Source organism: Helicobacter sp. 11S03491-1 (assembly GCF_002272835.1).
GTDB lineage: Bacteria > Campylobacterota > Campylobacteria > Campylobacterales > Helicobacteraceae > Helicobacter_J.
In genome coordinates this window covers 184,467-202,810 of the sequence record NZ_MLAO01000002.1, presented here as the reverse complement: position 1 = coordinate 202,810, position 18,344 = coordinate 184,467, and the positions used below count along the sequence as shown (strand labels likewise).

The 18,344-nt window shown below is 33.9% G+C and carries 15 protein-coding genes; 8 read left to right on the top strand and 7 right to left on the bottom strand.

Annotated elements, in window-relative coordinates:
• Nucleotides 1–159 precede the first annotated feature (159 nt).
• On the bottom strand, nt 160–1,269 hold the full coding sequence (locus tag BKH45_RS02145; RefSeq protein WP_095273823.1) for an Mrp/NBP35 family ATP-binding protein: 1,110 nt from the start codon (nt 1,267–1,269) through the stop codon (nt 160–162).
• A 225-nt stretch (nt 1,270–1,494) separates the two neighbouring features.
• Between BKH45_RS02145 and BKH45_RS08795 the strand changes: the two genes are divergently transcribed.
• Nucleotides 1,495–1,641 (top strand): hypothetical protein, encoded by a 147-nt coding sequence (locus BKH45_RS08795; RefSeq protein ID WP_180675591.1) that lies wholly within the window; start codon nt 1,495–1,497, stop codon nt 1,639–1,641.
• Nucleotides 1,642–2,223: 582 nt separating this feature from the next.
• Here the strand turns inward: BKH45_RS08795 and thiC are convergent.
• Nucleotides 2,224–3,570 (bottom strand): phosphomethylpyrimidine synthase ThiC, encoded by a 1,347-nt coding sequence (thiC, locus tag BKH45_RS02140; RefSeq protein ID WP_095273822.1) that lies wholly within the window; start codon nt 3,568–3,570, stop codon nt 2,224–2,226.
• A 158-nt stretch (nt 3,571–3,728) separates the two neighbouring features.
• Here thiC and BKH45_RS02135 point away from each other — a divergent pair, with 158 nt between their 5' ends.
• From BKH45_RS02135 to BKH45_RS02120, 4 genes are read left to right on the top strand one after another with little or no spacing between them, the layout of a single operon-like run.
• The gene (locus BKH45_RS02135) at nt 3,729–4,880 is read left to right on the top strand and encodes a bifunctional 2-C-methyl-D-erythritol 4-phosphate cytidylyltransferase/2-C-methyl-D-erythritol 2,4-cyclodiphosphate synthase (protein WP_257874475.1); all 1,152 of its coding nucleotides are present in this window, start codon (nt 3,729–3,731) and stop codon (nt 4,878–4,880) included.
• Entirely contained in the window at nt 4,877–5,764 is an 888-nt protein-coding gene (locus tag BKH45_RS02130; protein WP_095273821.1) for a response regulator, read from the top strand. Before BKH45_RS02135 ends, BKH45_RS02130 begins: the two co-directional genes overlap by 4 nt.
• Nucleotides 5,742–6,926, top strand: a complete 1,185-nt coding sequence (locus BKH45_RS02125) for a sulfate adenylyltransferase (protein ID WP_095273820.1) — start codon at nt 5,742–5,744, stop codon at nt 6,924–6,926. Before BKH45_RS02130 ends, BKH45_RS02125 begins: the two co-directional genes overlap by 23 nt.
• A gap of 8 nt (nt 6,927–6,934) precedes the next feature.
• Nucleotides 6,935–7,414 carry a phosphatidylglycerophosphatase A gene (locus BKH45_RS02120; protein WP_095273819.1) on the top strand — a complete coding sequence of 160 codons (480 nt, stop codon included), beginning with the start codon at nt 6,935–6,937 and terminating at the stop codon, nt 7,412–7,414.
• 991 nt (nt 7,415–8,405) lie between these two features.
• On the opposite strand, the gene cysS is transcribed toward BKH45_RS02120, so the two are convergent.
• Both cysS and murJ read right to left on the bottom strand, forming a co-directional pair.
• Entirely contained in the window at nt 8,406–9,812 is a 1,407-nt protein-coding gene (gene cysS / locus BKH45_RS02115) for a cysteine--tRNA ligase (protein ID WP_095273818.1), read from the bottom strand.
• A gap of 19 nt (nt 9,813–9,831) precedes the next feature.
• Nucleotides 9,832–11,274: a murein biosynthesis integral membrane protein MurJ gene (gene murJ, locus BKH45_RS02110; RefSeq protein WP_095273817.1), complete on the bottom strand. Its 1,443-nt coding sequence runs from the start codon at nt 11,272–11,274 to the stop codon at nt 9,832–9,834.
• Between the two features lie 93 nt (nt 11,275–11,367).
• Between murJ and BKH45_RS02105 the strand changes: the two genes are divergently transcribed.
• Both BKH45_RS02105 and ruvA read left to right on the top strand, forming a co-directional pair.
• The gene (locus BKH45_RS02105; protein ID WP_095273816.1) at nt 11,368–13,179 is read left to right on the top strand and encodes a flagellar assembly protein A; all 1,812 of its coding nucleotides are present in this window, start codon (nt 11,368–11,370) and stop codon (nt 13,177–13,179) included.
• Between the two features lie 9 nt (nt 13,180–13,188).
• Entirely contained in the window at nt 13,189–13,761 is a 573-nt protein-coding gene (ruvA, locus tag BKH45_RS02100; protein WP_095273815.1) for a Holliday junction branch migration protein RuvA, read from the top strand.
• A gap of 8 nt (nt 13,762–13,769) precedes the next feature.
• Here ruvA and BKH45_RS02095 read toward each other — a convergent pair whose 3' ends face one another.
• From BKH45_RS02095 to BKH45_RS02085, 3 genes are read right to left on the bottom strand one after another with little or no spacing between them, the layout of a single operon-like run.
• The gene (locus tag BKH45_RS02095) at nt 13,770–14,756 is read right to left on the bottom strand and encodes an ABC transporter substrate-binding protein (protein WP_095273814.1); all 987 of its coding nucleotides are present in this window, start codon (nt 14,754–14,756) and stop codon (nt 13,770–13,772) included.
• Nucleotides 14,753–15,397: a hypothetical protein gene (locus BKH45_RS02090; RefSeq protein ID WP_095273813.1), complete on the bottom strand. Its 645-nt coding sequence runs from the start codon at nt 15,395–15,397 to the stop codon at nt 14,753–14,755. The genes BKH45_RS02095 and BKH45_RS02090 overlap by 4 nt, the downstream gene beginning before the upstream one ends.
• Nucleotides 15,394–16,047 (bottom strand): aspartate/tyrosine/aromatic aminotransferase, encoded by a 654-nt coding sequence (locus tag BKH45_RS02085; RefSeq protein ID WP_095273812.1) that lies wholly within the window; start codon nt 16,045–16,047, stop codon nt 15,394–15,396. Before BKH45_RS02085 ends, BKH45_RS02090 begins: the two co-directional genes overlap by 4 nt.
• Before the next feature lie 202 nt (nt 16,048–16,249).
• Here BKH45_RS02085 and BKH45_RS02080 point away from each other — a divergent pair, with 202 nt between their 5' ends.
• The gene (locus BKH45_RS02080) at nt 16,250–18,343 is read left to right on the top strand and encodes a TonB-dependent receptor (protein ID WP_095273811.1); all 2,094 of its coding nucleotides are present in this window, start codon (nt 16,250–16,252) and stop codon (nt 18,341–18,343) included.
• Nucleotide 18,344 lies beyond the last annotated feature (1 nt).

The window sequence follows — 18,344 nt, the reverse complement described above, 5'->3', positions numbered from 1 at the left end:
TCAAACATTAAGAGAAAATATTCCCAATACAACCATTCTTTTTTTAGGCGCTTATAACCACTCTAAAATTATAAAATTTTTTAGCATAAATCCTTGCGAATATTTAAAAGATTATGGGGTTATTAAATATTTTCATAACCCCATAGGCATTTAAAAATCTTAGGAATGCAGAGCAGAATTATCTTGTGTTGGCTGGATATTTTTATTATCTGCTAATTTTTCCTCTGTAACTTTTTGAAGAAATTCCATTATTGATAATGCGGCTTTAACATAAGCTTTTGCACTCACAGAACTAGGATCAAAGAATACAATAGGCTTCCCACTATCTCCTCCTTCACGTACTTTTGGTTCTAGGGGGATTTGTGCAAGTATGCTTGTATTGTATTTATCTGCAAGTATTTTAGCACTGCCCTTGCCAAAAATATCCGATTCACCCCCACAACTGGGACAAATAAACCCACTCATATTCTCAATAACCCCACCAATAGGTATATGAAGCTTCACAAACATATCCAAACTTCTAGAGCTATCATCTAAACTTACTTGCTGTGGAGTTGTAACAGTAATCCCGGCGCTTACAGGCACACTCTGAGCAAGACTCAATTGCGCATCTCCGGTTCCTGGGGGCATATCAATGACCAAAATATCCAATTCACTCCAAAGCACATCTGTAAGCATCTGTTCAATTGCTCGCATAAGCATTGGACCCCGCCAAATGAGACTTTGACCTTCTTCATAAAGCACTCCCATACTCATCATTTCTACACCAAAAGCCTTAAGAGGGATAAGCCTCTTTCCGCTTGAATCTACATTGGGCTTTGCTGTATTGAGTCCTAACATTCTGGGGATGTTGGGACCATAAACATCCGCATCTAACAAGCCGACTCTTTTACCTTGTTGTGCAAGAGCAATAGCAAGATTGGCGCTTGTTGTGCTTTTGCCCACACCACCTTTGCCCGAACTCACCATTACAAAATGTTTGATTTGAGGAGCTAAATTTTTTGTTGTAGATGCTTTGGGTTCAGGTTTTGGAGGAGTTTTAATATCAATATGAAATGATAAGATACCTAGTTTTGCAACTTTGGTCTCTATTTCTTTTTCAAGCAGACCGGCAACTTCCGGGTTGCTTGATGGGATGTCAAGAAAGAGACTTAATTTATCTTCATGCAACGTAATATTTTTGACAAAACCAAAACTCACAATATCTTTTTCAAAATTAGGGTATATAACTGTTTTTAACACTTCTAAAATCTTGTCTTGAGTAATCATTATCTTCCTTAAATAATAAAATATACAAACCTTATAATCAATAAAACCTTAATGCAAAATAAACTCTCAAAATATCTCCATATTTCATAGAAAAAATTTCTGCCAAACTTCAATGAAGTATTCACTAAGTTTATAAATTTCTATTAAATACTCCCTCATTTGTATTTCAGGATCATTTCAAATAAATAAAATAATAATAATTACTAATATTATAAAATACTTTTTATGATCAAAAAAATTTCTATAATCAATCTATTATTATCCCTTGTAATGAGTGATGAAATTCCGGATATTCAAAGCAAAATACTCAATGCGACAGAGAATTTACCTCAAGATCCCGGATTAGAAAATATTAGAGAGTTACCGGAGTAGAAGTATCATCTCTCCAAAAATGCTTCACCAAACACATTATAATAGTCTTGATCAAACCTTACAAAGTGTCTCCGGGATATAAATCAGGCAATATAGACCGCAGGTATCTTTCCTCAAATCAATGTTAAAAGCATGCTAAATAGGCACGCCAAAAAACAGAAGTTTTTTGATGAAGTTCCCTATCCCCTATTTTTCCATTACTTAAATCTTACTTTATCAGCATTCTCAATCATTTTTTCAATGATAGATAGCATTGATATTGTTCATAGTAGGCGGCTATTGAATAGAGATCTGCAAATATTGGAAAAATCATTAATTTTATTTCCAAATCCACTCCCCTTGAGTACACAATACACAAATCAAGTCATCTTAAAAACCATCCCTACCATTACATTCAAAATGTTTTTCCACATTTTATCTTTAGGGATCTTTATAAATGCAACAGACTTATGAAGGGTTTTTTTGTTTATAATGAAGTTTTCCAAACAAAGAAAACAAGCAAACCCACCCCTTCCGATCAATTACTTAAAAAATTAACTATTTATTTAATATTTAGGTTTCTTCCTAAGTATCATTGTTATGTCACTGGGTTACTTCCTCTTTGTATTCTTTGAAAATTTCTTGACTGATTTTATAGCTACAAAATTTTGGCCCGCACATAGAGCAAAACTCAGCCTCTTTAAAAACCTCTTGAGGCAAGCCCTCATCATGATATTCTCTTGCTCTTTCAGGATCTAGAGCAAGTTCAAATTGTTTATTCCAATCAAAGCTATAACGCGCATCACTCATGGCATCATCTCTTTCTCTTGCTTTGATCCTTCCACGTGCAATATCAGCAGCATGAGCAGCAATTTTATAAGCCAAAATACCTTCTCGCACATCTTTTGCATTTGGTAAGCCTAAATGCTCCTTAGGTGTTACATAACATAACATTGCCACTCCCTTCCATGCCGCTACACAAGCACCTATAGCACTTGCAATATGATCATATCCTGCTGCAATATCTGTAACCAATGGACCCAAAACATAAAAAGGCGCCTGGTTACAATATTCTTTTTGTAATTTGACATTCCTCTCTATTTGATTGAGAGGAACATGACCCGGTCCTTCTATCATCACTTGGACATCAGCTTGATAAGCTCTTGTTGCAAGCTCTCCTAATACTTTGAGTTCGCTAAATTGCGCCTCATCACTTGCATCAGCCAAACAACCCGGTCTGAGAGAATCTCCCAAACTCAAACTCACATCATATTCTCTGCAAATTCCAAGAATTTCATCATAGGCTTCATAAAAAGGATTTTGTTTGTGATAATGCATCATCCAGCTTGCCATCAAACTTCCCCCACGACTGACAATCCCCATTTTTCTCCGACTCACATAAGGCATATGTTCAAGCAAAAATCCACAATGGATAGTAAAATAACTCACACCTTGTTGGGCTTGTTTTTTTAAGACTTTTAACATCACATCAATATCTAGTTTCATCACATCGTTTTTGACATCATGAAGAATCTGATAAATAGGCACGGTCCCAATAGGCACAGAAGATGCTCGGATAATTGCTTCTCTGATTTTATCCAAATTCCCACCTGTAGAAAGATCCATCACTGTATCTGCACCATATTTGATAGAAACTTTTAATTTCTCCACTTCCTCATCAATAGAATTGATAATTGAAGAACTTCCAATATTTGAATTAATCTTCGTGCGCAATGCGACACCAATCCCCATTGGCTCCAGATTGAGATGATTAATATTAGCAGGGATAATAAGCCTCCCTTTGGCGACTTCTTTTTGAATTATCTCTGCTTTGAGATTTTCTTTATTGGCAATATATTCCATTTCCGGGGTAATTATGCCATTTTTAGCATAATATAGCTGCGTTTTAATTGTATCATTTTTGCGTTGGGCTACCCATTGTTTCCTCATTTTCTCTCACTTTCATAAAATAATATATTTCTTGATCTTTTTGAATTATACATCAAACCCTATAACAAAAATTTCAAAATAAATAAAATTCAAGCTTTTAAAAAGATTTAAATGTGTATAATTTAGTAACAGGTTTTTACAACATAGGAGTATATAGGGTGTCAGATAAGAAATCAGATTTATCTTTAATCATAATGGCAGCAGGAAGTTCAAGTCGATTCTGCGCTCAAGCCCCCGCCCATTATCGTATTAAAAAGCAATGGATACGTTTAGGATCTCTTCCTTTGTGGCAAAAAGTAGCAAATGATTTTAAAAAGATTTATAATTTTAAAAAAATCATCATTACTGCTTGTGATTTGGATTTTGTTTATATGCAAAAAATTTGTGATTTTGAAATTGTATTAGGCGGAAAAACACGTTGGGAATCTATGCAAAATGCACTCGAGCATGTCCAAACACAAGCTGTTTTGATTAGCGATGTAGCCAGATGGAACCTTGATGAAAATGTCTTTTTTAATTTGCTGGAAGCTTTTGATGACTCCACAGATTGTGTTGCCCCCTATCTGGAAGTCCCGGATACTGCTATTTATAAAGAAACCTATATTGACAGGACTGCCCTCAAACTAATCCAAACCCCACAACTCTCCAGGACACAAAAACTCCGATGTCTCAAAAACGAAAATTTTACCGATGAAAGCTCAGCTATCAGCGCCAATCATGGCAAGGTTGTTTATATCCCCGGAAGCCCAAAACTTGCCAAACTCACTTATTACAATGATATTTTTGCGCTTAAAGAATTGCCCTCGCCTTCTGTAGAAATATTTACAGGAAATGGTTTTGATGTCCATGCTTTTGAAAAAGGCAAAAAAATGGTATTAGGGGGAATAGAGATTCAATCAGATTTTGGATTTGCTGCTCATAGCGATGGAGATGTTGCCTTGCATGCCCTTAGCGATGCTATACTTGGAGCTATTGGCGGGGGAGATATTGGCGAATGGTTTTCTGATGAAGATCCTCAATACAAATTGGCTGATTCCAAGGTCTTATTGAAACAAATTTATGATTTTGCCATCTCTATAGGCTTCCAACTCATTCATGCAGATATTACTATTATAGCCCAAACACCAAAAATCGCCCCTTACAAGTCCAAAATACACACAAGCATTGCCGAAATTCTTTATATGGATAAATCACGTGTCAATATCAAAGCTACTACAACAGAGAACTTAGGATTTATTGGTCGAAAAGAAGGCATAGCCGTAATGGCAAATGTCAATATGAAATTTATTAATTGGAAGGAAAAAATATGAATATTTTAATTATTGAGAATGAAACTTACTTAGCCCAAAGTATCGCATCAAAATTAGCCGATATTGGACATGATTGCCATATCACTTCTGTAATGGATACTAATGTTAAAAATCATCATGATGTCATACTCCTCTCTTCAAGTATTTGTGGGGATAATTACGAAAAATTTATTCGCAGCAATGCAAATTGCATTATCATTATGATGATTTCTTATGTTAGCGATGATACTGTGAGCAAGCCTATTAAGGCAGGGGCAAAAGATTATATTCTCAAACCTTTTATGATTGATGAACTCATTAGAAAAATTGAACACTACAGGGATTATAAAGACATTATCACTAAGATTAATTTTTATAACTCTTATTTTAATTTTATAGAAAAAGAACTCAACACCCCCACTCCCTTCCAATATAGCCCTCCTTTTGTCATCAAAAGCAATTCACAAAGGAGTGCTGATATTTATGCAATGAAATATGCAAGAGAAAAAAATATTCGTTTTGAATTTTTCACACTCAAAGAAGAAAAATATAAAAATTTTTTGAAAACAAATCCATCAAAATCCACCGTAGCCTACATCACGAATCTTGAAGAACTTAAAAAACTGGAACGCAAAGATTTTCTCGACATCGCCATTAAATATTCGTTGATTATTTCAATCGTTTCAACCGATAAAATTGTATTTCCTCAAATTGTCGATATATCCAATATTCCCAATAGTCATGAAATTGGAGCAGAAATCCTCTCAATCAAAGAATATGAAAAAGTCATCATTTCAAAATTTGAGGGACGCTATCCGGATATTGAACTTGCAAAAAAATTAGGGATGAGTCGAAAAAGTCTATGGGAAAAGAGAAAAAAATATGGCATTGCAAGAAAGAAATAAAATCTATATTGATAAAGAGGCACTCTCAGCGCTTTCTTTAGTGCAAGAAGGGCTACTTTATCCTGTAACCACGCTAATGAACAAAACACAAATGGAAGAAGTCAATAAAACCGGGCTTTACAAAAACCAAACATTTCCTTGTCCATTTCTACTTAGCCCTAGTGGCAGAAGGAATCAGGCAGTCTTATCTTCTATCAAAAAAGGAGAGGCACTTAATATCGTAACCGAAGGAAGGGTTGTTGGCAAAATTATTGTAGAGGAAATCTACAAAATTGACAAACACCAAAGATTAGAAAAAATTATGGGCGGGGATCTCTCCACTCAAGAAGCCTCCAGCACCCTTCAAAGACTCGGAAATTATGCTGTTAGTGGAAAATATGTTGTCATTTTTAAAGACATTAAAGAAGCCAAAAAAAGATTGCATGAAAAAATCAATCTCACCAATGCCAAACAAATCACAGGGATTATGATGAGTGCTAAGCCTTTTCATAGGGCACATGAACGCATGCTTCGCGAAGAATTAGAAAAATGCGATTTATTAGTCATTTTTCTACTCAAACCTTATAAAAAAGATTTTATGAACTATGCTTTGAGAGAAAAGTGTATGCAATATATTGCAAATAATTTTCTTATCAAAGATAAAATTTGTATCATTCCTCTTGATGATACTTATTTATTTGCCGGACAAAATAAGATGATTCTCCATGCCATTGTGGCAAAAAATTATGGCTGCACCAAGCTTATTGTCGGAGAAAATAGCCCTAATTTATCTGTTTATTATACAGACAACAAAAGACATTCTGTTTTTGATCGTCTCCAAGGCGTGGATATTGAAACTACAATTATCAATGAATATGTTTATTGTTCGCTTTGCAAAACTCTTGTAAGCAAGATAACCTGTCCCCATGGCCACCATCATCATACCAACTATAATTCAGAATCTATTTTGGAACTCTATAAACTTGGCATCTTGCCTCCATCTATCTTAGTAAGAGAGCAAATTTCTGCCATGATTCTCTCTGGTCTCCACCCCAATCGTTTTGCCAATCTCAAAAAACTTTATTATGATATTGTGCCTTCTGATGGGATTTTGAACAACAAAAGTGAAGAAGAATTTTATATTAAACTTATGGGACTTTACCAAAACCCTATTCAAATGTAAGGAAAATAATGAGAGAAATATTTCTAACACTCTTTTATAGTGGCAAATCCCCCATAGCTCCCGGGACAATGGGGAGTATTCTTGCACTGATTATTGGATTGCCTTTAGTTTATTTTTCAAATCAAACGATATTTTTACTTGCCATTTTAGTGGGGGTTTTTGCCATCAAGCAAATTGATGTTTATGAGCAAAATGGAGGTGCTCATGATGACAAAAGTATTGTTATTGATGAGCTTGTGGGTATGTGGCTTGCAATGGGTATGAGTGGGTTCTCGATTATAGGTATTTTGGGGGCATTTTTATTTTTTAGATTTTATGATATTTCCAAGCCTTCTATGATTGGCAAAATTGACAAAAAGGTCAAAGGCGGGCTTGGAGTGGTCGGCGATGATGCCTTAGCCGGTTTATTAGCAGGGATTAGCACTCTTATTATCATTAAAATATTGGCTTATTTTCACATCAACCCTAATTTTAATCTGTTTTCATGAAGTCTGTTTTTTATTTTAAAGAAATTCTTTGTTAAATGAAATAAATATTCTAAAATAAATTAAAATATAGTTTTTGACCTCATATAATGCCTAGTGAGGCTTTTTGGTGTCTAAAATCTATGCATTAAAAAGTGCTTGTTCATTGGTTTGTGTGATTTTCATTCATCTTTTTAAGCACCTATTTTTCTAGCGCTCTGAGTTACATCTTAGCAAATCAATCTCATACTTTTCTTGAAATTTAAATTTTTAAAATATTTTAAGATAATATTTATTTATTATTTTGATTTATTTTAAATTTTTTTCTAGTTTTCTAAAATTATTTTTCACTTTTATATCTTTTATAGTTTTCTAAAACTCTTTATTCTTTGATTTGAAATATTTTTTATCCGCTTTAGATGGCTTTGGGTTTTTAAATTTTTTAGCAAATTATTTCTTTTTCAATTTTATTTATAAAATAATAAATATTTATTGTAATTTTTAAATAGATCAATCATCAACACACTCGCACCTTTGCCTATATTATCAAAAATATTTTTAATCCAAACCAAAATTAAATTAAGCTAATTATTTAAATTTTATTTCCATAAATCCAATTTTAAATTTTTGCTATAAGCTTAAGCAAAGCCCGGTATTATCAACTTCATTAAGAATTTAAAAAGGACTTCCCTTGTTTAAGCAATCCTTTAGTCTCACTATTTGATGTAATCAAACCAAGTGGTTTTACCCCCTCAACCGCATTGCTATGATATGTAAGGGGAAGTCTTAAAATTCTGAATTTTCCTTTTCTAACAAACAATTCGCTTAATATTTTCTTTTTTACCTTCTTATGATGATTAAACAAAAAATTATCGCATTGCACTTTTGGGACTTTTTGGTCATATTGATAGGCAAAATCACGATGATGAAAAAATCTTATACCTACAATATTAAGCTCAAAAACTATGATTTTTCAATTTTCTATGGTATTTTTTGAAATTCTTGGTGGAGTCCATCAAGTAGGGACTTTTTCCCATACGCTCCCTTCCGGAGTATCCATGATGAGTATCCCTATTTGGGCTAGTTCCTCTCGGATTTTATCAGCTGTTACAAAGTCTTTATTTTTTTTGGCGAGTTGGCGTTTTTGCAATTGAGATTGGATATAAGATTTTTGCTCTTGGGCTACTCCAAGCTGAAAATACTCAAGAGGGTCTCTCCCCCCTATTCCCAAAAGATTGAAAACAAAATCAATATTTCCTAATATTTTTGCTTTTAGCGGTTTATCTTTAGGATTTTTATCCATCATTTCATTTGAAACATTGATCATTTCTTCAACAACACTCAAAGCCTTAGAAATATTCAAATCATCATTCATAGATTCTAAAAGTGAGTTTTCAAAATCTTTGTTCGCGCATGGAGTTTCCCCTATGGCTCTTTTTTTCAAGCGATAGAGTTTATCAAGCCTTTTTTTGCTGACTAATAAATCTTCTTCATTGAAATTCAAAACTGCCCGATAATGTGTCCCCAATAAATAATTTCTCAAAACCTCACCATCATAAAATTTGAGGGCATCTTTGATAAAAAAACTATTGCCTAAGCTTTTGCTCATTTTTTCTCCATTGACATTCACAAATCCATTATGCATCCAATATTTGGCAATCTCCACTCCAAATGCACAACGCGTTTGGCAAGCTTCATTTTCGTGATGAGGAAAAGCCAAATCTCCACCCCCGCCATGAATATCAATCTGATAAGGCTTATCTTTATAAGCAAGGTTATGATCAATCATAGCCGAACATTCAATATGCCACCCCGGTCGACCCCTACCCAAAGGGCTTTCATAACCAATATCTCCGCTCCCTTTATAAGCCTTCCACAAAACAAAGTCTCTTTTATGTTTTTTTTCTTCATTTTCTCCCACACGGCTTAGATTTTCATCCTCCTCACTCCCCCTATGGCTAATGCTTCCATAGAGTTTATCTTGACTTACATCCAAATAAACATCTCCATTAGGGGCTTGATAAGCCACTTTTTTATCCAAAAGCACACCAATGATTTTAGCGATTGAGTGGAGACTTTCTGTGGCTTTGGGCTCTCTAGCGGGTCTTCTTACACCCAAAGCATCCATATCTTTTAAATAAGATTGAATATAATGTGCGCTTAATTCTACAATATCCGTATGAGTATCCAGAGCTTTTTTAATAATCTTATCATCAATATCTGTAAAGTTTTTTACAAAAATCACACTATACCCATTTGATTCCAATGTGCGCACAAGCAAATCAAAAACTATAGAACTCCTTGCATGCCCTAAATGCGCATCATCATAAACTGTAGGACCACATACATAAATCCTAACTTCATGAGGCATGATAGGAGTAAAATCAAGTTTTTGTTTTTGTCTGGTATCATAAATCTTCATCACAACCTTCTTTAGTTAATTAGTTAATATGAAAAAAATGCAAAAATACAGATAACACCCCCACTTCAATAATCCCTATCAAAATCAACCCTAACCAGCCTTTTGGATATGCCATTATATCCCAAAACCTCTTAATACCAAATGCCTTGATACTCAATATAAAAAGCATCGCCCCACTCAAACTCCCGGCCAATGCAAGTCCTATGGCTCCAAAATACCTCATCAATATCAAAGAACACACCACGCCAAAGCTAAGTGAAATAGCAGATATTTTGGCTGCTTTTCCTTGCATTTTATGAGAATAAAGCCACAAAGAAAAAATCCTTGCTACCCCAAAAGGCAACAACCCTATCATATACATTCCAAACACATTTGCAGAAATCAAAGTATCTTTTCTGCTAAATTCTCCACCTTCAAATAACAGCCAAATAATTTCATTTTTAAGCATTAACCCCCCAATAGTGCATATCCAAAGCATGATAAATAAAAACCAAAAAGATTTTTTCATCAAATCAAGGGCTTTTTGTTCTTTAGAGTTCTTAATCGCTTTGGCTATAGTTGGAAAAAGTGCCGTAGAGACGGCAATGGCAAAAATAGCCAAAGGGAGTTGAAAAATGCGATTAGCATAATAAAGATAAGAAATACTCCCGCTTACCAAAAATGAAGCAAGCATCGTATCAATAAATGAAGCAATTTGAGCTGTTGAACTCCCAAGAATTGCAGGAAAAAATTGCTTAAAAAATCCCTTCAAGTCATTTTTTGCACATAAAAGTAAATGTTTTGCATTTGGTGATGATGAAAAAAATACTTTCCAAATCTGCTTAATACCTACTTCAAAAAGCTTAAAAAAACCCAGACGATATAGTGGATAAAAATGTATTAAAATCTGTGCCACCCCTCCAAGCAAAACCCCATAACTCAACATATACACGACTTCTATCAAATCAGAATCTCTTGCTAAATACAAAGATCCAATCATACAAATATTAAGCAGTGCTGTATTGTAAGCCCCTACCCAAAAGCTATTTTTGTATTGTAAAAGTGTGCTTAAAAATGTAACTATAAAAACAAGTTCAAGATACCAAAAATTAATCACAACAATAGGTTCTGCCAAAATAATGGTATTTTCATCAAAACCAAAAGCCAAAAGCTTGGTAATTATCCCGGAAAATAGCCAAACTAAAAGACTCAATCCCAGCAAAATCAAAACAAAAATTACAAATACACTCACTCCAAAAATACCTTTTTTGCTCCCGGATATAAAACCGGGCAAAAAACTTTGTGTAAAAGCTCCTTCTCCAAATACCCGCCTAAAGAGATTGGGAAATTTAAATGCTACAAAAAAAATATCGCTATAAAGCCCTGCTCCCAATATATGTGCCATATATAAATCCCTCAAAAATCCAAAGATTCTTGAAAACATAATCCCACTACTATTGGTAAAAAAAGCTTTTTTTAACAAAATAAATTCCTTTAAAAGTTACTCATTAATCTTTATGCTTAATTATTGTAGAATAATAATACCAAAGAACTAAAAAATTATAATGGAGAATGTATGGACGCCCTAAATTTTGTCCCGCAAGTAATCAAAAATTGCAAAGATATTAATGAGCAACTCCAAGAATTTTCTCAATCTTCAAAAATTGATATTGCAAATCTGTGTTTTGATGTGCTTGATATTCATACCTTCATAAAAAGTCATCAAAAAGAAGAATACAAAATTATTACAAGCGATGAGTTTGCTCAATTAGATAAAGACAATTTCTACACTAAGGATAATTTTTTTATCCAACAAACTTATGATATCAGAATTCGTCCCAAGATCAAAGACTATGGATTAAAACTTGAAGTTACCCCTCAAGCAGATAGTATGTATTTATTATTCCAAGATCAATTTATTATTATTGATGATGATCGTTTTTATGAAGAGATTTTTGGCGTAGTGGATTCTTTGATGGCACTAAATAAAATTATTTTCAGGCAACAAGATCAACAACGCCAAAATCTAAAACTCCAATTTCAAGAATTTTTAAAGCAAGGAGATTACCCTCAAAAAATATTGCTCAAAACAGCTCTTGATTTTATCCCCTACCAACCTTCAAGGTTTGAGTTTATCCTCAAACAACAATGGGAAAGCAATGGGAAAAAAGCTCCTGAAAATGCTTTTTTTGGGGTTGGGGTAGAAGAAGTCATTGCAGAATATATCAAACCTATCAAAGGAAAAAGCGGGAGAAATCTCAGGGGAGAATATATCAGAATGGATGCTATTCGCCCGGATCAAATCTCCCCTATCACGCATAATAAAAACTATGTCAGCAAAGAAGAGACTCCTGAGAAATTTATATTTAAATCCCTCATAACAGGCTATGTAAAAATTCTTAACGATATCATTACTTTCAATACAGATTATGAGTTTGACACAATGAAGACGATTAATTCCCCAACTTTTTTAGGGGGGCTTGAGAGTGATATTACCCTTACGATAAAATCTGACAATGAACTCATTGATGCTGTCGGTTCTAACATGATTATTGAAGCCTCAACTATCAACATCATTGGCAGCATTGGTGAAAATGTTGCCTTGAGGGCAAAAAATATTTCTATTGAAGGACAAACTCACCAAAGCAGCATTATCCATGCCCAAAAAGCCAAAATCACAACTCATAAAGGGCAATTTTATGGCGATTTTATTGAAGTAAAAAATTTTGATTCCGGTTTTATACAAACAGATGAAGCTGATATTGGTATTGCTAGCGGAAGCACTATATATGCCAAAAAATTAAAAATTAAAAACTTAAAATCAAATAACAAAATTAATTTTTATCAAGAATGCTTTATCGCAGAAATCCAAGGAGGAGAAAATAAAATCACCATTTCTGCAACCTCTCATGAAAAGACAAAAGATACAATGGATTTTATTGATAAAAAAATCTCTCTTTTGAAAACAAAAATGCATTCAATGATTAAAGAATACCAACTCCTGATGTCAAGAGCTAAAAAAAACAAACCCACTGTTGATAAGATAAAAACAGCAGACAAACAAACGCAAAAAGCCATGCTTATGGACGATGACATTAAGAGAACTTACCAAGATTTTATCCTCAATGTAAAAAAACTCAAACTTATCAAACAAGAATTGATAAAGTTTCAAAACAATATCAAAGAGTTAAATCACAACTTAATTCAAATACAAGATGAAACCCTTCAAGCAAAAATTACCACTCAAAGTGAGTGGAAATTTGAAAATGAAATAGTTTATCATCGAGATTATCCTAAACCCGGTGATGAAGTTTTGATACTTCAAGATGGCGAAAATGTCGATATTTCTATTGATGAGCAAACCAAAAAAATCCTAAAACAATTCTAAGGAGAAATGATGATAACAGGGATGATAGGTAACATTTATAAGCTTGAACCTACCTTGGTGGAGTTTGAAGTCAATAGCATTATTTATAAAATTCACATTTCTACAAACACAAGCTACATGCTTCATGCCAACAAAGACAAAAAAATCACTCTTCTTATTAGTGAAATTATTCGTGAAGATGCCCATCTTTTATTTGGCTTTGTTGAGGACATGGAAAAAGCTACTTTTGAACGCCTTATCAAAATCAATGGCGTAGGTCCCAAAGTCGCCCTTGCTATTCTCTCTACCTACACCTCTGCAACTTTTGGAAAAATCATTCAAGATAAAGACATTAATGCACTCCAAAGAGTCCCCGGCATTGGAGCCAAAGGCGCCGGCAAAATCATGGTTGATTTGGCAGGATTTTTTTCTGAACTTATGCAAACACAAAATCTCCCTAAAAATGAAGGTATTCGCAATGAAGCTTTTATGGCGCTTCAAAGTTTAGGATTCAAGAGTGGGGATATTTCAAAAGTACTTAAAAGTATCCACAGCTCTAGCACACAAGATATCATCAAAGAAGCCTTGAAACTATTGAAATAATTTTCTTATCAATATAATATCCCTGCTTTTGGACTAGGATGCAAGATTTTTTGGACCCCTGCATCATCTAATTTTAGACCATAAAATTCTTTGAAATGCTTTTTAAGTTGTTCCTGAATATCTATGTTGGCAAAAATTTTAGGATGATTCTTTTTAGCTAACCACATTAGAAATACGGGAAATTCTGCCGATGGAGCAAACCAACGATAAGATCCCAAAGGAATTTTATACACACGTTTATTTTTAATGGCATCAATCCCCTGCCATAGTTTAGATTCAAGGAGATCCTTAGGCATTGTTTGTGTAAAGTTAGTAATAAAAATAACCTCAGGATTAAGGGCATAAATCTCTTCCAAATTAACCTTTCTATTAGCCTTAATAGAAGAAAAAACATTACGTGCCCCTGTAGTTTTGAGCAAATAATTTGCAAACAAGCCATCGACTATAATTTCATTATGATGATATTGGTGCAAAATCATTGCTTTTGGAATTTGTTTGCATGCCTTGAGGGCAGATTTTATTTGAGACTCTATTTCTTGATTATGTTTGATAAGCTTATTTGTCATCTCTTCTTTGGATAAAACTTTGCCAATCTTTTCAAGCCAATCTTGTAGTGTCAATAAATAATTATAATCCCCTATATTTACTGAAAGCGCGATGGTAGGTATCCCGCTACTTTTAATAGTATCACAAAGTTTGACATTAGAAGCATGACAAAAAACAATATCCGGTTTCAAATTTAAAATTTCTTCAATATTTTGGGTATTTCCATAAGGAACTTTTAGAATATCAGGATAAAATGTAGCCAAAACAGATTCTCTAATTGCATTGATACTTGCTTTTGGAATATAAACAAGTTTTTTAGCTCCATTATCAACCAAAGTAATCACTGAAGGCAATGGCCACATTCCCCCTACCACAACAATTCTATTGATCTCATTTGCCAAAACTTCAATACCAAAAAATAGCATTAAAAAAACTAGCCCAAACCTCATCGTTCAACCTTTAGGGTATCCCTATGAAGCTCTATATCCTCACAAACCCACTCCATAAAACGATCAAAAAAATATTCTGTCTTAGGCATAAAACCAAATCCAAAATGAAAGTCCGGATCCAAAGAAGTGATATAGACATTGCCCTTAAAACTTACATTATCTTTATAAATAATACTCTCCCCAAGTTCATTAACCAAAATATTCTCACTTCCTTTTGGTGGATAAAATACACCATGATAGTGCCATTTGGCATCTTGAGGGGTTATTTTCTTAAAAAGGGGATGTTTGGGATTAGCTGCATAAAGAGGTAAATCAGCTTGAGGAATAATCCACCACCAAAAATTTACTGCATAATCCCTCCATTGCACGCCATTAAGCCAGATTTTACTCATTTCTCCAAATACTACTAAATGACCGCCATGATTTAGATAATCCTCGATTTTTTCCCGGTTTTGAAGCAAAAAATGAGGATTTACTCTGGAAGCCACTACAATATAATCAAATTCGTCCAAATAAGTATCACACAAATCCGGCAGATAAATCCTTTTATCAAAAAAATTTGCATATTTACCATTTTTATTGATAAAAAATTTTTGATGATAACAACTACCTCCTGTAATAATTGCATTTTTGAGTTTCATTGATTATCCTTAGTATTTTTTATTTCTTCCCAAACCCACTCCAACAACCCCAATCCCATTCTTCTTGCCGTATTATTATCAAAAATACCAAACCCTAACAAATCTGCTCCGGCACTGCTTAAAATAATCCCACGAGTGCTATGCCTATCAATATAAGCCACACAACAATCTTCATTATCTTTTAGAATTATTTGCGCATTTTTAGGGGGAATAAAATAACCCCGATTAAAAAACCCCTTTACACCGCGTCGATAATTCAAATCATATTCTCTCACCCCTTCAAATATAGAATGTTTGCTTGGATATATAGTTCTATCTTTTATTGAAATCTCACTTGGAATATAAAGATTATTTCCCGGAAGCCAAGGTAAAAAATTTTGCGCAAAAGATAAAAGAATGCCTCCTTTTTCAAGATAAGATTGGATTTTGGAAGCATGTCTTAAAAGATAGATTTCATCAATGCTTGTGGGGATAACAATAGCATCAAAATTTTCCAACCCTTCTTCCAGACGCGTATAAATATCAAAATATTCCAAGATATTTTGATATAAAAAATAATTATAAATCCCTTTTTCTTCATACCCATTACTATCAAGATAGGCTATCTTATTCTTCCAAGATCTTTGCGCTACATTAAAATAAGTCTTCACAAAATTCCTTTATTGACTAAATTTTTATCAATTAATTTTTAAAAAATTAAAGCAAAGTCTATAAGACATCAACTTAAAATAATATAAATTATCATTATTTTTATCATAAATTAAGTTAGAGTTTATTAAGATCGTCAGCTTTCAAACTTTTAATTTTTATATAAAATAATAAAGTTATCAAAAATATATTTTAAGGATTTTTATGAAAAATAATTTATTAAAAATTTTATTTTATTTTATAATTACTTCTTCGCTGCTTATTGGTGAAGAAAAAATAAATCACCAAAATGAAAAAATCTATTCTCTTGAAAAAGTAACAACACAAGCAAGCATGTCTGAACTTCCCTTGGAAGAGCAAAGCCTGGCTATTAGCATTATCCCTGAGGATGAAATTTTACAAAATATCGGCACAGGTGGGATTCAAACCCTTTTAGAACAAGTCCCCGGCATCCTTTATTCCAGATCGGGAGGTATCAATGGACAACTCAGCATTCGAGGGATGAATTCTAATGACACTCGCTCAATTGTTTTAGTTGATGGAGTACGTGTTTCAGGAAGAAATACATTAGAATTTAATACTTTTGATCCTAATTCCATTGAAAGTATTGAAGTGATTCGCGGTCCTGCCTCATCGCTATGGGGATCAGATGCTATGAATGGCGTAGTCAATATCAAAACGCGCAGATCTCATATAAATATCCACGATCCCTTTACTCTCACTCCCAGAATTAGAGCGATTGATTTTGCAAGTGTGAATAACTATATCGGAGGTCGATTTGAACTTATAGGAGGAGGAAATCAATGGGATATTCTTGTTGGAGTTAATGGCAAAAGAGGAGATGATTATCAAACTCCAATAGGAGTAGCTAAAAATAGTGGTTTCAAAACAACAGGTGGGGACTTTAATATAGGTTATACCAACTCCCATTCTACAAGATTTTATGTCCAAGGCAGGTATGAATATATTATTACTGAGCGTGCCGGAGGACTTGGGGCAGCTCCGGGATACCCCTATACAGATACCAAAGAAGATCCCCTCACCGAACAATATCTCCGTATAGGCGTCCAATCTTATGAATTTGGATTTGCCGATAAATTAGAAGCATATTTATATGCAAGAAAATACGACACAGACATTTATAACAATATTGTCAAAACAATCCAACCTGTCATCAATAGCTATATTTTTGGAGGTAGAATGGCAATAGAAAAAAAACTCTCTAACCACGCTATTATCTATGGAGTTGATTTTTATACAAGCTTATCTCCACAGGTCAAACTCAGGAGTCAAAAAACAGATAAAATCATCAAAACACTCTATAGACCTTCCAGTTTCACAGATATGGGTATTTTTATCAAGGATGATTGGAATGTCTTAGAATCTTGGATACTTTCAGGTTCATTGCGCGGGGATTATGTGCTAACAACTATTGCCAAACACCCTCATTATTCAAGCGAATCTATTGTAGATACTCAACTTTTAGACGCCAATAGCATTATCAATAATGGCGCACTTACAGGAGCCCTAGGATCGGTATATTTCTTCAATGAATATTTTAGTAATGCTATTAACCTCAGTCATAATTTTAGAGTCCCCTCACCGGGATCAAGAATGAATTCTACTCCGGCAGGAGACTTACGCCTTCAAACTGTTGCAAATCCTACATTAAAACCTGAATATTCACAAACCGGCGAAATCAGTTTGCGCTACTCTAATCCTAATCATTTTGTAAGTCTTACGGGTTATTTTACCTATTATAGCGATCTCATTACCTCAAAAACCGTTCAAGCAGGCTTATATAACCAATATATCAACATCGGACAAGCTTATATCACCGGGGCAGAGCTTGAGGGAAAACATTCATTTTTAGATAATCGCTTGTCATTAAACTATAGTGCAACCTATACTTACGCTCAAGATGTAAGCAACAACAAGCCTTATCGCTATATTGCCCCTTTGTATGGACGTATTAGTTTAGAGTATTTTGCATCAAATTGGTTCTTCCGTTTTGTGCAACGCGCTTATCTGGGTAAATTTGCCTCTCGTATTGATCCTTCCCAAGAACGTCCCACCAAATCTTATGCAATGAGCGATATTTACTTTGGCTATAACCTCAAATCTTTGTCCAAACAATTAAGTGGTATGGATCTTATCATGGGCATAGAGAATTTCTTCAATACGACAGGGAGGAATCCTGTTACTGTCGAGGATCTCAAATACCCCAATACTTTGGTAGGTAATCCTCTTGTAGAGCCCGGTAGAAATTTTGTGCTTAAATATGCTTATAAATATTAAG

Excerpts from the sequence above, each read along its gene's own strand:
- BKH45_RS02120 (WP_095273819.1), top strand. The coding sequence starts at position 6,935 with ATGAGAGAAATATTTCTAACACTCTTTTATAGTGGCAAATCCCCCATA.
- ruvA (WP_095273815.1), top strand. The coding sequence starts at position 13,189 with ATGATAACAGGGATGATAGGTAACATTTATAAGCTTGAACCTACCTTG.
- cysS (WP_095273818.1), bottom strand. The coding sequence starts at position 9,812 with ATGAAGATTTATGATACCAGACAAAAACAAAAACTTGATTTTACTCCT.
- BKH45_RS02095 (WP_095273814.1), bottom strand. The coding sequence starts at position 14,756 with ATGAGGTTTGGGCTAGTTTTTTTAATGCTATTTTTTGGTATTGAAGTT.
- BKH45_RS02125 (WP_095273820.1), top strand. The coding sequence starts at position 5,742 with ATGGCATTGCAAGAAAGAAATAAAATCTATATTGATAAAGAGGCACTC.
- BKH45_RS02105 (WP_095273816.1), top strand. The coding sequence starts at position 11,368 with ATGGACGCCCTAAATTTTGTCCCGCAAGTAATCAAAAATTGCAAAGAT.
- BKH45_RS02090 (WP_095273813.1), bottom strand. The coding sequence starts at position 15,397 with ATGAAACTCAAAAATGCAATTATTACAGGAGGTAGTTGTTATCATCAA.
- thiC (WP_095273822.1), bottom strand. The coding sequence starts at position 3,570 with ATGAGGAAACAATGGGTAGCCCAACGCAAAAATGATACAATTAAAACG.
- BKH45_RS02080 (WP_095273811.1), top strand. The coding sequence starts at position 16,250 with ATGAAAAATAATTTATTAAAAATTTTATTTTATTTTATAATTACTTCT.
- BKH45_RS02145 (WP_095273823.1), bottom strand. The coding sequence starts at position 1,269 with ATGATTACTCAAGACAAGATTTTAGAAGTGTTAAAAACAGTTATATAC.
- BKH45_RS08795 (WP_180675591.1), top strand. The coding sequence starts at position 1,495 with ATGATCAAAAAAATTTCTATAATCAATCTATTATTATCCCTTGTAATG.
- BKH45_RS02130 (WP_095273821.1), top strand. The coding sequence starts at position 4,877 with ATGAATATTTTAATTATTGAGAATGAAACTTACTTAGCCCAAAGTATC.